This is a genomic window from Planococcus dechangensis (genome assembly GCF_042654465.1).
GTDB lineage: Bacteria > Bacillota > Bacilli > Bacillales_A > Planococcaceae > Planococcus > Planococcus dechangensis.
Genome location: NZ_JBHSGL010000014.1, coordinates 61449 through 75848 on the forward strand (window position 1 = coordinate 61449; position 14400 = coordinate 75848).

A 14400-nucleotide genomic window follows, 5' to 3' on the forward strand; every position below is an offset into this window, starting at 1 on the left:
GTAAGCCCTAACCGATCGGAATTGCTTTTTAACGCTTGCGTTTAATGGACTTGTACTCCAGATTCACCGCTTTATAGAACGATGCCATCATCAAGATCATGATGAACGAGAACGGGAATGCCGCAATGATCAATGCGGTTTGCAACGATCCGAGCCCACCTGCAAAGAGCAAGATGACCGCGATGGTCGATTGTGCAATCCCCCATGTGAACTTCACGGCATTCGCTGGATTCAACGAACCGTTAGAAGTTTGCATGCCGAGTACGAATGTCGCCGAATCGGCCGATGTGATGAAGAATGTTGAGATCAACAGCACGGCGATAATAGACAAGATCATACCGAGCGGCAGTTCATTAAACACCGCGAACAAAGTCTCTTCAGTCAACAAGCCTGTCAAATCAACACCGCTGTTTTGAACATCTATCGCTGTCGAACCGAACGCTGAAAACCAGACGAAGCTGATAAACGTCGGAATGAGCAAGACGCCGAACAGGAATTCGCGGATGGTCCGGCCTTTGGAAACGCGTGCAATGAAAATCCCGACAAATGGTGACCATGAAATCCACCATGCCCAATAAAAGATGGTCCAACCGTCAATCCATGCACGATTATCCCCATCAACCGGCGCAGCACGGAAACTCATGTTCACTAAGTTTTGGAAATAGCTGCCGAGTGAATCTGTAAACATATTAAAAATCAGCAAGGTCGGCCCTAAAATAACGACCATCACCAACAATGTGATGGCAAGCACCATATTGGTATTCGATAAATACTTGATCCCTTTGCTGATTCCTGACCAAGATGAAACCATGAACAATACAGTCACCACTGCAATAATCATGATTTGCGTAAACAAGCTGTCTGCTGGGACTCCATCAAACAGATAAGCCAGACCGCCGTTAATTTGAATCGCACCAAAACCGAGTGTTGTGGCTACGCCGACTGCCGTGGCAAACACGGCGATGACATCAACTAAAACGCCCCATGGCCCTTTCATCCGGTCGCCGAACAATGGGCGAAGTGTAGATGAAATGAGCCCAGGCTCGCCTTTGCGGAATTGGAAATACGCGAGCGACAAAGCGACTACCGCGTAAATTGCCCATGCGTGGATGCCCCAGTGGAAAAATGTAAAACGCATAGATTCCCGGAACGCTTCCTGAGATCCCGGCTCTGCTGTCGCCGGATCAATCGCGAAATGCGATAGCGGTTCTGCCGCCCCCCAGAATACGAGCCCGATCCCCATGCCCGCTGAAAACAACATGGCAATCCATGTAGCGAACGAATACTCCGGCTTGTCTGTATCTTTCCCTAAACGGATCTGCCCCATCGGACTGACGAGGAAGTACAGGCAAAACAGAACCATGACCGAGACGATCAATAAATAATACCATCCAAACGAAGTAGTTAAGAATGATTCCATATTGCCGGTAACTTGCGCGAAATGTTCCGGTGCAAGTGCGCCATAAGCGACAGCTAACGCAATCAATGTGATTGCAATCCAAAACACGTTTGTTACTTTCTTCATATAGTCTCCTCCTTTTATTTTCTTCACAAGATACTACGCTACGGAACATTTGCGGCCTTGTCAACTGTCTGAATAATGTATCAACTAAAGCGCTTAGGTTCAATATCAAGTACCCATCACCCTGCGGAATGAAACAATGGAAAATAAGACCAATTGCCCACGAAAATCGTTTGACTCAACTTGGATGTCTTTAGGCTCCATTTCATCATTTCTTTCCTTTTAAAACAATTCGAACCTATCCAATCAACTGGAACGCTTCTTGGTATAGGATTCAATAGTATGCAAACATCGATTGTTTCGAAACGCCGTTGTTGCGGGTAAGGAAATAAGATGTCTTTATTTCAGGACATTTTCGCCATCACTTACAAACAGAACTGGAGCTGAATAGATATGACACAGAAAAATACCGCAATCATTACAGGGGCAAGCAGTGGTATCGGTCAAGCTACTGCAAAGGAACTGGCAGCAAGAGGCTACCACGTCATGCTCGCTGCACGGCGCGAAGAGCGACTAGTGGACCTGAAAAAGGAAATTGAAGCTGAAGGAGGAAGCGCGGATTATCAAGTAACCGACGTCACCTCAGCCGACGAAATGAAATCACTGGCACAAGCGGCATTAGAAAAAAACGGAAAAATTGACATACTGGTCAACAATGCCGGGCTCATGCCTTTGTCATATATGAATAAGCTGAAACTCGATGAGTGGGACAAGATGGTAGATGTGAATATTAAAGGCGTTCTCTACGGCATCGCGGCTGTTCTTCCGATCATGGAACAACAGAAATTCGGCCATATCCTGAATGTTTCCTCTGTTGCAGGCCATCAAGTTATGAAAGGCAGCGCCGTATACAGCGGCACGAAATACGCTGTGCGCGCCATTTCAGACGGGTTGCGCCAGGAGATCGATCCATCGCATGAAATTCGCGTGACCATCGTATCGCCCGGTGCGGTCGCAACCGAATTGACAAATACCATCACCGATGATGATGTACTCGACAGCTTCAAGAGCATGTCCGAGTCCATGGAACCGTTGCAGGCGGAAGATATCGCGAATGCTATCGGCTATGCAGTGGAACAGCCACCGCACGTCGATGTTAACGAAATCTTGATACGCCCGAGACAACAGCCTTAAAAATAGAATGGAGACGATTCGAATGAAAACCGATTTTTCCAAGATTTATATAAATGGCGAATGGATTTCAGGATCCAGCGACAGCCAAATGAAAAACATTAACCCATTTACCGGTGAAGAACTTGTCACCGCACAAGCCGCTGATAAAAGCGACTTGGATGCCGCTTACAAAGCGGCAGAAACCGCACAACTCGAGTGGGCGAAGGAATTGCCGCAAGCGAAACAAGCGGTGATGGAAAAAGCCATCGAAGTCATGAAGGAAAACAAAGAATTGATTATCGAATGGCTCATCAAAGAAGCCGGCAGCACGAAGATCAAAGCAACGGTCGAATTTGGCGCCTCGATGAATATCCTAAAAGAAGCGGCGACCTTCCCGTTCCGCATGGAAGGAAAAATCATGCCTTCCCAGCAACCCGGCAAAGAAAACCGCGTCTACCGCAACCCACTTGGCGTCATCGGCATTATCAGCCCGTGGAACTTCCCGTTTCATTTGGCGATCCGCTCGATCGCACCGGCACTTGCCACTGGCAATGCCGTTGTCATCAAACCGGCAACCGATACGCCTGTCACCGGCGGGCTGTTGTTCGCGAGCTTGTTCGAAGCAGCTGGGCTTCCTAAGGGATTGCTCAACGTTGTGGTCGGCCGTGGGTCTGAAATTGGCGATGACATCGTCACCCACCCGACGCCGCGCCTTATTTCATTTACCGGCTCGACGCCTGTCGGCAAACATATCGGCGAACTTGCCGGCGGCGCATTGAAGAAAACCGCCTTGGAACTTGGCGGCAATAATAATTTCATCGTGCTCGGAGATGCCGATATCGATCAGGCAGTAGACTCTGCCCTGTTCGGCAAATTCTATCATCAAGGACAGATTTGCATGTCGATCAACCGCCTATTCGTTCATAAAGACATCTACGACAAATTTGCTGAGCAGTTCATTGAACGCGCCGGCAACTTGAAATACGGCAACCCTGCAGAAGAGGATACGCAAGTCGGCCCGCTCATTAACCGCGACCAAGTCGACCGCATCTTGAAAGACATCGATGCCACGGTCGAACAAGGCGCAAAAATCCGCCTTGGCGGCAAAGCAGACGGCAATGTCCTCGAGCCGACCGTCTTGACCGGCGTCACCAACGACATGCCGCTTGCGGAAAACGAAATCTTCGGCCCTGTCGCGATCCTTATTCCGTTCGATAGCGACGAGGAAGTCATCGAACAAGCCAATAAATACCCGTTCGGACTAAGCGGCGCCGTACATTCGACGAACATCGAACACGGAACGAACATCGCCCACCAGATCCACACGGGCATGATCCACGTCAACGACCAGCCGGTCAACGACGAAGCGCATATGCCATTCGGTGGCGAGAAAGACTCTGGCCTCGGCCGCTTTAACGGCGAATGGGTGCTCGAGGAGTTCACTACCCTGAAATGGTTGTCTGTGCAACATCAGCGCAGACAGTACGGAGCATTTGTAGATAATACGAAGAAATAAAATGTGAAACCGGCAGCTCCTGTAATGGGGCTGCCGGTTTTTTGACTTGAAGAAAATGACTTCTATAATACTCAAGCTATTTCACTCAAATGATATTCGGTCGAGCGAAGTGAAGGCGGCGACTCCTGTGAAAACAACACGAGCCGAAGACCCTTCAAGAGCGTTAGCGACGAAGCAGCTGAGGCCGTGCCTTGGCAGCTAGCATCGCGAAGTCCTATCGCGCCAGCTGCATGACCCACATCCTGTAGCGCCGAAACGGAAATCAGCGTTTTATTGAAATCCAGACAAAAAAACGCCAAAACCCTTCTAAAAGGATTTTGGCGTTTCTTTAACTCCATAAAACACTATGGAGACGGCGGGAGTCGAACCCGCGTCCAGAGACTCCGTTACTTGAGCATCTACGCGTGTAGCTTATCTATTGGAGTTTCGCCGCTCAGTCTGCCGACAAGCAGGCGTCATGAGGGCTAGTTCGAGAATCTCTTACAGTCAGCTCAAACGGCACTGACTGCCGTATCCCACTAAAAGTGAGCTCTATGCAGCCACATGGGCGATGGTTACATAAAGCAGATCCGAGCTTACGCTGCGAATGCTAGGTTGTTGTTAGTTTTGCCAGTTGTTATAAGTTACGTTGATGACGGAGCCGATCCTCCGACGCGCAACCCAAGCTCGAACCATCCCTGTCGAATCCGTAACGTCCCCTCATTTACAAGAGAACACGGAAGTGGTTTAGCTTCGGTGTACTATAAACAATTATAGGACAATATTGGTCAGAGTTCAAGCTTAACGGCTGCGTTCTTTCATGGCACGGTCAATATCCCGCTTGGCATCTTTTTTCTTCAGGTCTTCACGCTTGTCGTATTTCTTTTTCCCTTTACCGACACCGAGCAGCACTTTTGCATAGCCGTCTTTCAAATACATCTTGAGCGGGACGATTGCCGCACCTTCGACTTTCGATTTGCCGACAAGTTCGTTGATCTGTTTCTTATGGAGCAATAGTTTCCGCGAACGCAGCGGATCGTGGTTAAACTGATTGCCTTGCTCATACGGTGCGATGTGCATATTCGAAATCCATGCCTCGCCGCCTCTGATGCGGACGAATGCATCCTTGATCTGGACCTTGCCTTTTCTGGCGGACTTGATTTCCGTGCCGAGCAAGACGATGCCTGCTTCGATTGTTTCTTCAATCGCGAAATCAAAGCCTGCTTTTTTATTTTGAGCAATTACTTTGCCTTCTCCTTTGGCCATTTCTGTTCACCTCAAACTGTTGGAAAAAAGCGGCTCGCGGCCGCTTTTTTTATTTCTTCTTTTTTCGGGGCTGCTGTTTGGCAGCTCCTTCATAAAACTTTTTCTTTTGGCTTTTCCCTTTGTGGGTCGGGCCGCCTTCGCCGCGTTTTTTGCCGTCTTTCGGCTTATCGCCGCCGCGGCCGCTGCGAATCACTTTCGGGCTGTCTTTACGTGAACTGCGACGCGTGTTCTGGGTCATGCCGACGATTTCAAAATCGATGGACGATTCTTCCGGTTTGACTCCGATGACACGGACTTCAACCTCATCGCCGATGCGGAATTGGCGCTTTGTGCGTTCGCCGATCATCATCATCTGACGGTCATCAAACTGGTAATAATCATCGGTCAAATTGGATACGTGAACCAAGCCTTCGATTGTGTTCGGCAATTCGACAAACATACCGAAGTTTGTGACAGATGACACGATGCCAGTGAACTGCTCGCCGATTTTATCTGCCATGTATTGCGTTTTCTTCAATGCATCCGTATCGCGTTCCGCTTCGACTGCACGTCTCTCGCGCGCAGATGTATGCGTTGCGATATCGTCCATCTCCGCTTCCCAATGGCGAAGCGTCTTGTTCGACAAGTCCTTGTCGATCAAATACGTCCGGATCAGGCGGTGGATGATCAAATCAGGATAGCGGCGGATCGGCGAGGTGAAATGCGTATAGAATTCCGTCGACAAGCCGAAATGCCCAAGGCTTTGCGCAGAATATTTCGCCTGCTGCATCGAACGGAGCATCATCGTGGAAACAACCGGCTCTTCCGGTGTTCCTGCGATGGATTCGACGATTTCCTGTAAAGCTTTCGGGTGAATTTCGTTGCCCGATCCTTTCACGACAATCCCGAAATTCGTGATGAACTCGAAAAAGCGCTGCAATTTCTCAGGCTTCGGTTCTTCGTGAATCCGATAAAGCGATGGCACGTCCATGCGGTGGAAATGTTCAGCGACAGTTTCGTTCGCTGCCAGCATGAATTCTTCGATCAAACGCTCAGCGACCGTACGCTCACGGACGACGATATCGATCGGATAGCCTTCCTCGTCGACGATCACTTTAGACTCTTTAAAGTCAAAATCGATTGCCCCGCGGTTCATCCGGCGCTGATGCAGCACGGATGATAGTTCTTTCATCAGTTCAAACATCGGAACCAACTCAGCATACTGCTGTTTTAATTCCTTATTGTCTTTTTCAAGGATTTCATATACATCGGTATAAGTCATGCGTGCTGTCGTGTTGATGACACTTTGGAAAATATCGTGTGACAGCACTTCGCCTTTATCGTTGAAAATCATTTCACAAGACAAAGTCAAACGGTCGACGTTCGGGTTGAGCGAGCAGATCCCATTCGACAAACGATGCGGAATCATCGGGATGACGCGGTCGGTCAAATAGATGCTTGTCGCGCGGTCATATGCTTCACGGTCGATTGCCGATCCTTCTGTTACATAATGGCTGACGTCTGCGATATGCACGCCCAGTTTGTATGTGCCGTCTTCAAACTTTTTCACTTGAATGGCATCATCCAAATCTTTGGCGTCCGCTCCGTCAATCGTTACGATTTGTTCGGCGCGCAGATCACGGCGGTCATTCAAATCGTTCGGATCGATTTGATCCGGTACGGCATTCGCCTGGTCCAACACATCTTGCGGGAATTCGACTTCGATGCCGTATTTATGGATGATCGACAAAATGTCGACGCCCGGGTCGTTTTTATGGCCCAATACTTGTGTCACCATGCCTGTTGCAGACAAACGCCCTTCCGGCCAGCCGGTGATTTCCACGACGACCTTATGGCCATCGACAGCACCGAGCGTGTCGTCTTTGGCGATAAAAATATCCATATTCATTTTCTTATCATCCGTAATGACAAAGCCGAAGCCTTTGTTTGCCTGGAATGTGCCGACGACTTTAGTCGTACCGCGTTCCAATATGCGGATGACGGTGCCTTCACGGCGGTCTCCGGAAGACCCTTCAGAAACACGGATCATGACCGTATCGCCATTGACCGCTCCGTTCACTTCATTCGGCGGGATGAAAACATCATCCAGTCCCGCTTCTTCCGGCGCAAAAAAGCCGAAGCCTTTTGCGTGTCCGATAAACTTGCCGCGCATTAAGTTCATGCGATCCGGCACACCATAGCGGTTGGAGCGTGAACGCACCAATTCGCCTTTTTCTTCAAGCTTGACGAGTGTTTTCACCAATTCCGTAAATTCATCGGCGTCTTCAAAGCCAAACTGTCCTTCTATTTCAGTTACCGTTAATGGCTTGTATGCTTCTTCCCGCATAAACGCCAGTAAGCGTTGATCCAATGACTGTTCATTCTTACCCAATCCTAACTCCTCCTTTTGAGACCGTCTCACACGCTCCAATCGAGCGCTTCGAGAAACTCGTATATGTCCTCATGCAATTGCTTTTTTTCCTGGTCCAGCGTAATGACATGGCCGGATTTTTCGTACCATTTGATGCGCTTATCAGTCGATTCCGCTTCATCATGGATAATGTTTGCAGAATCAGTATTGATAACTGTATCGAGTGTGCCTTGCACCACAAACAACGGCGCATAGACGTGATCGACATTGTTCCGGACTTCACCGATCAACTCACGCAGCTCTGCGAGCGTTTCCATCGGTTTTTCCTCGAACTTCTTCATCTCTTCTTCGATAAGCTTATCATCTTTTCCTTCATAATTCTTGTATTCGCGGGCATACTTCAAAACCCCTTCATACATAAGTTCGGTCGATTTCATATGCATCGGTGCGCACATCGTCACAATGCCCTTTATAGGCTTTGTATACCCTAGTTTCAGGCTGAATACGCCGCCAAGCGACAATCCAGCTACCGCGATTTCTTGATAGCCTTTATCGATCAAGGTTTGATACGCTTCCTCTACATCTTGCCACCAATCGGCGGGTCCCGTCTCCACAAGCTTTTCCGGTGCGACGCCATGTCCTGCATAATGAGGTGCAATGCTCGTATAGCCTTTCGTCTCCAAAAACCGGCCAAGCATCCGCACGTCTGCAGAATTCCCTGTAAAGCCGTGCAATAGCAAGACGGCTCTCGGCCCATTCTCAAAGAAAAACGGTTTTGGTTGTGAAATGCGCATAAAAATTCCCTCCAACTAATTCTTGTGACTGCAATATCTGCATGGGCAAGCGCCCATTTTCCACTAAAAGAAAACGCCCAACCACTAAATGGTCAGGCGATTTGTTCTACATTATACTTTCGTTACGGCGATAGCCAGAATAAAGAATAAGGCAGCAAGAACGATCGTGACCCGGTGAAGGACCAGATCCAACCCACGGGCTTTTTGCTTGCCAAAAAGTTGCTCTGCTCCACCGGAGATGGCTCCTGAAAGTCCTGCACTTTTCCCTGATTGCAATAGAACGACAACAATTAACGCTATCGAGACGATAAGAAGTAATGTCATTAACAATGTATGCATAAATACCACCTCCTGAATAGAACGTTCACAACAAACTCTAGTTTACCAAAAATTGAAACCTGTAGCAATAGAGCCCCTAAAAAATACAAATAGTTAAGACCATTTCAATATTTTCTGTTCACTCTTTTTGGAATCTGTTGATGAGTAGCATTTGCTTTTTTAGTAAAGAGTAGAACAAGATTTCATTTAGACTTCACTCCACAAAATCGCTACGCTTTCCTGCGGGCGAGCGCTAAGCCTCCTCAGTCGCTTCGCTCCTTGTGGGGTCTTAGCTGTCTCGCTTTCCCGCGGGAGTCTTCGCAATTTTGCTCCGTTTCCATATTTAATACAGATATTTATTAGGAAATGAATGAAGGAAGCATAGTTTTTTATAAAAGCTTTCTTATAGCTGAAGCGCAAGGGTCTGACGTCGGAGGGACTGCGCGGGACAGCGAGATCTATATGGCGCAGCCATAAGGGCTCGACGCCCGCCCCTATTATCGGGCAGCTGAAAACGCGACGTCCTGTCGCATCAGCTGCATGACCCGCTTCCTGCGGGCCCAAAGCGTCTCCTGGAACGCAGCCTCTATCTTCCTCGCACATTCTAACAGAAAAGCTGCCGGAAAAAATCCCCGGCAGCTTTTCCTCACTTATTCGCTATTATTTCTTCAAGTTATAGAAAGTTTTAACGCCTAAGTATTTTGCTGTATCGTGCAACTGGTCTTCGATGCGGAGCAATTGGTTGTATTTCGCAACGCGGTCCGTACGCGACGGAGCTCCCGTCTTGATTTGACCAGCATTTGTCGCAACTGCGATGTCTGCAATCGTCACATCTTCCGACTCGCCTGAACGGTGGGAGATGACCGCTGTATAGCCTGCACGCTTCGCCATTTCGATCGCATCGAATGTTTCAGTCAATGTACCGATTTGGTTTACTTTGATGAGGATCGAGTTGCCGATACCTTGCTCGATGCCTTGCGCCAATTTCTTCGTGTTCGTGACGAACAAATCATCACCGACAAGCTGCACTTTATCACCAATGCGGTCGGTCAACAATTTAAAGCCGTCCCAGTCGTTTTCGTCCAATCCGTCTTCGATTGAAACGATCGGGTATTTATTCGCCAACTCTTCATACCAGTCGACCATCTCAGCAGAAGTTTTCACTGTGTTGTCGCCTGCCAATGTGTAGACGCCTTTTTCTTTATCGTAAATTTCAGATGCTGCGACGTCCATTGCGAGCAAGACGTCTTCACCTGGCTTGAAGCCGGCTTTCTCGATCGCCGTCATGATCGTTTCAAGCGCTTCTTCGTTCGAACCGAGGTTCGGAGCGAATCCGCCTTCGTCTCCGACAGAAGTGTTATAGCCTTTGTCTTTCAAGACCGATTTCAAGTTATGGAAAATTTCTGCACCCATGCGCAGTGCGTGGCGGAATGATTCCGCACCGACTGGCATAACCATGAACTCCTGGATGTCGACGTTGTTATCCGCATGCTCACCGCCGTTTAAGATGTTCATCATCGGTACAGGCAATTGCTTAGCGTTGAATCCACCAAGGTATTGGTAAAGTGGGATGTCCAAGTAATCAGCTGCTGCGTGCGCCGCTGCCATCGATACTCCGAGAATCGCGTTTGCGCCGAGACGGCTTTTGTTTTCTGTTCCATCAAGTTCGATCAATGCTTGGTCGATGGAGACTTGGTCAAGAACCGAGTAGTTTTCTTCCAATTCTTCAGCGATTTCATTGTTTACGTGTTCGATCGCTTTAAGAACGCCTTTTCCAAGGTAGCGGCTCTTATCGCCATCACGCAGTTCAACGGCTTCGTGCTCTCCTGTAGACGCGCCTGAAGGCACGATTGCGCGGCCGAATGCGCCGCTTTCTGTGAATACTTCTACTTCAACTGTCGGGTTCCCTCTGGAATCGAGTACTTCACGTGCTTGGATTTGAGTAATAATTGGCAAAATCAACAACTCCCTTTTCATTGGTTTGATCAGTTTTTTTGCTTACTAGTTCGTTCGATTAATAAAGCGGTCTGCCGGTCATGTCCAACGGCTGTTCCACGTTTAGCATTTTCAAGATGGTCGGTGCCAGGTCGGCGAGAATTCCACCGCTTCTGAGCACTTCACCGTGCTTTGTCAAAATGACCGGCACTTTGTTGGTCGTATGCGCAGTCATAGGCAAGCCGTCTTCTGTCAGTACTTCGTCCGCATTGCCATGATCGGCTGTGATTAGCGCCGAGCCGCCTTGGCGATGCAAAGCTTCAACAATACGCCCGAGGCATTCATCGACGACTTCGACTGCCTTGATCGTCGGCTCTAGCATGCCGCTATGGCCGACCATGTCCGGATTGGCAAAGTTCAAAATGATGGCATCATGCGCCCCGGCATCGATTTGTTCGACAAGCCGGTCGGTCACTTCGAAAGCGCTCATTTCCGGCTGAAGGTCATAGGTCGCCACTTTCGGTGACGACACAAGGATTCGTTGCTCTCCTGGAAACACTTCTTCACGGCCGCCGCTCATGAAAAACGTGACGTGCGGATATTTTTCCGTTTCGGCAATGCGCAATTGCGTCATGCCGTTTGCAGACAAGACTTCCCCGAGTGTATTCACCAAATTGACGTTACCGTAAGCAATGCGGGTCTTCAACTCTTCACTGTACGTAGTGAAGCTGACGAACACCAAGCCTTTCGGATGGTGGATGCTCAATGGGAAATGGGCAAAATCAGGACGCGTCAACACACTAGTTAACTGAATTGCACGGTCTGGGCGGAAATTGAAGAAAATGACGGAATCGCCGGATTGAATCACAGCAGGCGCTTCCCCTTCCTTCGTTATCGTAAACGGCAAGACAAATTCATCAACGATGCCTTGTGCATAAGAAGCTTCCACACCGGCTGTTGCAGAACTGGCACTAGGACCCGTCCCGTCGACCATTGCCCGATAGGCAAGTTCGACACGCTCCCAGCGCTTGTCGCGGTCCATCGCATAATAACGTCCGCTGATCGAAGCGAATCGACCGATGCCGATTTCTTTCATCTGCATTTCAGTTTCTTCTATATAACGGAGTGCGGTTCTGGGCCCAACATCTCGGCCATCCAGGAATCCATGCACAAATACTTCGCTCAAGTCTTGCTGCTTGGCAAGACGCAAGAGCGCAAATAAATGCTCGTAATGGCTATGGACGCCCCCGTCGCTCAACAAGCCCATAACATGCAAGGCTTTGCCGTTTTCTTTGGCGTTCAGTACAGCATCCAAAAATGCGCCATTTTCAAAGAAATCACCATCTTTGATCGATTTATGGATACGTGTCAAATTTTGGTAAACGATACGCCCAGCGCCGATGTTCAAATGGCCGACTTCGGAATTGCCCATTTGCCCGTCCGGCAAACCGACCGCTTCACCTGAAGCAGTCAGCAATTCGTGAGGATATTCATTCCACAGCCTGTCGAAATTCGGTTTATGCGCTTGTGCAACTGCATTTCCAGCGGTTTCTTCGCGGCAGCCGAAGCCATCCAAGATGATTAACGCTGCCGGATGTGCCGTTTTACGCATTTGAACCCGCCTCCAACAATTTGACGAACGATTCTGTTTCCAAGCTCGCCCCGCCGACTAATGCACCGTCGATATGCTCCATTGAGAGCAATTCCTGGATATTGGCAGGTTTTACGCTTCCGCCGTACTGGATGCGGACTTTTTCAGCCGTTTCATCGCTGTAAAGAGCAGCGATTTTTTTGCGGACGATGCCGCAAGCTTCATTGGCATCTTCAGCTGTCGCAGTTTTACCGGTTCCGATTGCCCAAATTGGCTCGTAAGCGATGACCAGCTCAGCGATTTGTGCGTCTGTTAAGCCTTCTACAGCTTTCTCGACTTGCGTTTCTACGATGTTTTCCATTTGGCCCGCTTCACGCTGTTCGTCGGTTTCACCTACACAAAGGATTGGCTTTAGTTTATGCGAAAATGCCGATTTTACTTTGGCATTAACTGTTTCATCCGTTTCGTTGAAATACTGGCGGCGCTCTGAATGGCCAATGATGACATAATCAACGCCAAGGTCGGCCAATTGAACCGGGCTGACTTCTCCTGTGAATGCCCCTTCGCCTTTGTCGTGCATCGTTTGCGCACCGATTTTCAATGCGCTGCTCTCTGCAGAATTGACTAATTGGGATAAGAACAGAGACGGTGCACAAATGACAGAATCAAGCTTATCTGCATCTGGAACTAAACCATTGACCTGTTCGACAAACTCTTTTGCCTGTGATGCTGTTTTATACATTTTCCAGTTTCCTGCAATGATCGGTTTTCTCACAAAAACACTCCCTTTACTTATCGCTTAATGCGGTGACGCCCGGCAAATCCTTGCCTTCCATGAACTCCAGAGAAGCTCCGCCGCCTGTTGAAATATGATCCATTTTATCTGCAACATGGAATTTCTCGACAGCTGCTGCGGAATCACCGCCGCCGATGACTGTATAGCCTTCTGTTTCCGCCATCGCTTGAGCGACGGATTTCGTGCCGTTTGCAAAAGCTTCCATTTCGAACACGCCCATCGGCCCGTTCCAGATAATAAGTTTCGACTGGTTGATGACATCGGCATACAATTTAGCTGTTTCCGGCCCGATATCCAGCCCCATCCAATCGGACGGAATTTCTTCGATTTTCACTGTTTTGGTCTCTGCGTCTTTTGAGAACTCGTTTGCGACTGTTGCGTCGACTGGCAAATAAAACTTCACGCCTTTTTCTTTTGCTTTGTCGATGAATGATTTAGCAAGATCCAATTTGTCTTCTTCGACAAGTGAATTGCCAATTTCATGTCCGAGTGCCTTGATGAAGGTATACGATAGCCCACCGCCGATAATCAAGTTATCGACTTTATCGAGCAAGTGGTCGATGACGCCAATTTTGTCTTTTACTTTCGCGCCGCCGATGATTGCGGTAAACGGGCGGTCTGGTTCTGATAAAGCTTTGCCGAGAACGTCCAGCTCTTTTTCGAGTAGCAGTCCCGATACTGACGGCAAATGCTCGGCGATACCAGCAGTGGAAGCATGCGCTCTGTGCGCAGCGCCGAATGCATCATTAACGAAGACGTCCGCTAGAGCCGCAAATTGTCTTGCGAGTTCCGGATCGTTCTTTTCTTCGCCTGCATGAAAACGGACGTTTTCAAGCAACAGAATTCTGCCTGGTTCAAGAGCATCAATTTCCTGCTCCACTGCTTCTCCCACGGATTCCTCTAGGCATTTCACGTCGCTGCCGAGCAATTCAGCCAATCGTGCGCCTGCCGCAGCTAGTCTCATGTCTTCGTTGACTTGTCCTTTCGGGCGCCCGAGATGGCTTGCCAAGATGACTTTTGCGCCTTGTTCAACCAAGTACTTAATTGTCGGCATCGCCGCACGGATACGCGTGTCGTCGGTCACTTGCCCATCTTGCATCGGTACGTTGAAATCTACACGGCAAAATACGCGTTTCCCTTTCAAATCCAAGTCTTTCATGGTCATTTTCTGCAGCATGAAAATACCTCCTAATTATATTCAAAAAAATAAGGAGTGGGGT

The 14400-nt window shown here is 48.8% G+C and carries 11 protein-coding genes and 1 other RNA gene; 2 read left to right on the plus strand and 10 right to left on the minus strand.

What is annotated here, in order from left to right:
- Positions 1-28: 28 nt before the first annotated feature.
- A complete protein-coding gene (locus ACFO5U_RS13785) occupies positions 29-1525 on the minus strand; it encodes a glycine betaine uptake BCCT transporter (RefSeq protein WP_377279677.1) in 1497 nt (498 codons plus the stop codon).
- A 390-nt stretch (positions 1526-1915) separates the two neighbouring features.
- Here ACFO5U_RS13785 and ACFO5U_RS13790 point away from each other — a divergent pair, with 390 nt between their 5' ends.
- Together ACFO5U_RS13790 and ACFO5U_RS13795 are read left to right on the plus strand one after the other, a co-directional pair.
- Complete coding sequence (locus ACFO5U_RS13790; RefSeq protein ID WP_377279678.1) at positions 1916-2656, plus strand: SDR family oxidoreductase; 741 nt, start codon at positions 1916-1918, stop codon at positions 2654-2656.
- 22 nt (positions 2657-2678) lie between these two features.
- Positions 2679-4151: an aldehyde dehydrogenase family protein gene (locus ACFO5U_RS13795; RefSeq protein WP_377279679.1), complete on the plus strand. Its 1473-nt coding sequence runs from the start codon at positions 2679-2681 to the stop codon at positions 4149-4151.
- A gap of 344 nt (positions 4152-4495) precedes the next feature.
- On the opposite strand, the gene ssrA is transcribed toward ACFO5U_RS13795, so the two are convergent.
- The 9 genes from ssrA to ACFO5U_RS13840 form a co-directional block, all read right to left on the minus strand.
- Positions 4496-4850, minus strand: a transfer-messenger RNA (tmRNA) gene (ssrA, locus tag ACFO5U_RS13800).
- 81 nt (positions 4851-4931) lie between these two features.
- On the minus strand, positions 4932-5396 hold the full coding sequence (gene smpB / locus ACFO5U_RS13805; RefSeq protein WP_377279680.1) for an SsrA-binding protein SmpB: 465 nt from the start codon (positions 5394-5396) through the stop codon (positions 4932-4934).
- Between the two features lie 49 nt (positions 5397-5445).
- A complete protein-coding gene (gene rnr / locus ACFO5U_RS13810) occupies positions 5446-7767 on the minus strand; it encodes a ribonuclease R (RefSeq protein WP_377279681.1) in 2322 nt (773 codons plus the stop codon).
- A 26-nt stretch (positions 7768-7793) separates the two neighbouring features.
- The gene (locus ACFO5U_RS13815) at positions 7794-8540 is read right to left on the minus strand and encodes an alpha/beta hydrolase (protein WP_377279682.1); all 747 of its coding nucleotides are present in this window, start codon (positions 8538-8540) and stop codon (positions 7794-7796) included.
- A gap of 111 nt (positions 8541-8651) precedes the next feature.
- Positions 8652-8879: a preprotein translocase subunit SecG gene (gene secG / locus ACFO5U_RS13820; protein ID WP_058381240.1), complete on the minus strand. Its 228-nt coding sequence runs from the start codon at positions 8877-8879 to the stop codon at positions 8652-8654.
- 639 nt (positions 8880-9518) lie between these two features.
- Positions 9519-10814 (minus strand): phosphopyruvate hydratase, encoded by a 1296-nt coding sequence (gene eno / locus ACFO5U_RS13825; RefSeq protein ID WP_377279683.1) that lies wholly within the window; start codon positions 10812-10814, stop codon positions 9519-9521.
- 58 nt (positions 10815-10872) lie between these two features.
- Positions 10873-12405 (minus strand): 2,3-bisphosphoglycerate-independent phosphoglycerate mutase, encoded by a 1533-nt coding sequence (gene gpmI / locus ACFO5U_RS13830; protein ID WP_377279684.1) that lies wholly within the window; start codon positions 12403-12405, stop codon positions 10873-10875.
- Positions 12398-13159, minus strand: a complete 762-nt coding sequence (gene tpiA / locus ACFO5U_RS13835; protein WP_377279685.1) for a triose-phosphate isomerase — start codon at positions 13157-13159, stop codon at positions 12398-12400. The genes gpmI and tpiA overlap by 8 nt, the downstream gene beginning before the upstream one ends.
- 13 nt (positions 13160-13172) lie before the next feature.
- Positions 13173-14354, minus strand: a complete 1182-nt coding sequence (locus ACFO5U_RS13840) for a phosphoglycerate kinase (protein WP_377279780.1) — start codon at positions 14352-14354, stop codon at positions 13173-13175.
- Positions 14355-14400 lie beyond the last annotated feature (46 nt).

Excerpts from the sequence above, each read along its gene's own strand:
- ACFO5U_RS13785 (WP_377279677.1), bottom strand. The coding sequence starts at position 1,525 with ATGAAGAAAGTAACAAACGTGTTTTGGATTGCAATCACATTGATTGCG.
- smpB (WP_377279680.1), bottom strand. The coding sequence starts at position 5,396 with ATGGCCAAAGGAGAAGGCAAAGTAATTGCTCAAAATAAAAAAGCAGGC.
- gpmI (WP_377279684.1), bottom strand. The coding sequence starts at position 12,405 with ATGCGTAAAACGGCACATCCGGCAGCGTTAATCATCTTGGATGGCTTC.
- ACFO5U_RS13795 (WP_377279679.1), top strand. The coding sequence starts at position 2,679 with ATGAAAACCGATTTTTCCAAGATTTATATAAATGGCGAATGGATTTCA.
- ACFO5U_RS13790 (WP_377279678.1), top strand. The coding sequence starts at position 1,916 with ATGACACAGAAAAATACCGCAATCATTACAGGGGCAAGCAGTGGTATC.
- ACFO5U_RS13815 (WP_377279682.1), bottom strand. The coding sequence starts at position 8,540 with ATGCGCATTTCACAACCAAAACCGTTTTTCTTTGAGAATGGGCCGAGA.
- secG (WP_058381240.1), bottom strand. The coding sequence starts at position 8,879 with ATGCATACATTGTTAATGACATTACTTCTTATCGTCTCGATAGCGTTA.